Annotated in this window: 1 protein-coding gene and 1 pseudogene; both read right to left on the bottom strand. The window is 69.8% G+C overall.

Translation table 11 applies throughout. The features are described 5' to 3' along the window. Positions 1 to 86: 86 nt before the first annotated feature. Positions 87 to 785 carry a phosphoribosylformylglycinamidine synthase subunit PurQ gene (gene purQ / locus QN345_RS19470; RefSeq protein WP_322189152.1) on the bottom strand — a complete coding sequence of 233 codons (699 nt, stop codon included), beginning with the start codon at positions 783 to 785 and terminating at the stop codon, positions 87 to 89. 86 nt (positions 786 to 871) lie between these two features. Beyond that, positions 872 to 947, bottom strand: a pseudogene (locus tag QN345_RS19465) (winged helix-turn-helix transcriptional regulator); the annotation flags it as partial.

Genomic DNA, 947 nt, shown 5'->3' with positions numbered 1-947 from the left:
GTACTGAAAACGACGATTCACCCGCTTTCGCGGGACCGGGCGTTGCGGGACCGGGCGTTGCGGGACCGGGCGTTGCGGGGTGCGGGTTACGCGCTCGCGAGCATCCGCTCGATCGCCGAGGTGAAGAACGTGAGCCCGTCGGTGCCGCTGCGCATCGCGGACGCGGTGTCGGGACCGAAGCCGGCCTCGACCGCGTGTTCGGGGTGCGGCATCAGGCCGACGACGTTGCCGCGGGCGTTGGTGATGCCGGCGATGTCGTTGAGGGAGCCGTTCGGGTTCAGTCCGACGTAGCGCACCACGACGCGGCCTTCGCCTTCGAGCTCTGCGAGGGTCTCGGCGGAGGCGATGAAGCCGCCCTCGCCGTTCTTCAGGGGGATGGTGATCTCCTGGCCGCCCGCGAAGCCGCTGGTCCAGACGGTGTCGGTGTTCTCGACGCGCAGCTGCTGGTCGCGGCAGATGAACGAGCCGTGGTCGTTGCGGATCAGCCCGCCCTCGAGCAGGTGCGCCTCGGTGAGCATCTGGAAACCGTTGCAGATACCGAGCACCGGCATGCCGCTGTTCGCGGCGTCGATGACCTCGGCCATGATCGGCGAGAGGCTCGCGATCGCGCCCGCGCGCAGGTAGTCGCCGTAGCTGAAGCCGCCGGGCAGCACGATCGCGTCGACACCGCGGAGGTCGTGCTCGCCGTGCCAGAGCGCGATGGGTTCGGCGCCCGCGATCCGGATCGCGCGCTGCGCGTCACGGTCGTCGAGCGATCCGGGGAAGGTGACGACGCCGATGCGCATCAGGCGGAGACCCCGACTGTGCTGTCTGCGCCCACGACGTGGATGCCGACGACGTCTTCGATCACGGCGTTGGAGAGCACGGAGTCGGCGAGTTCGCCGTAGCGCCGCGGCCCGACGAGCAGGTCGCGGACGATGAGCAGGGCCCAGCGCTCTCCCACAAGC

Origin of the sequence: Cryobacterium sp. 10I1, assembly GCF_035019805.1 — a bacterium.
Lineage (GTDB): Bacteria > Actinomycetota > Actinomycetes > Actinomycetales > Microbacteriaceae > Cryobacterium > Cryobacterium glucosi.
The sequence above is the reverse complement of the archived record's forward strand: the minus strand, read 5'-3'. Positions and strand labels throughout refer to the sequence as shown.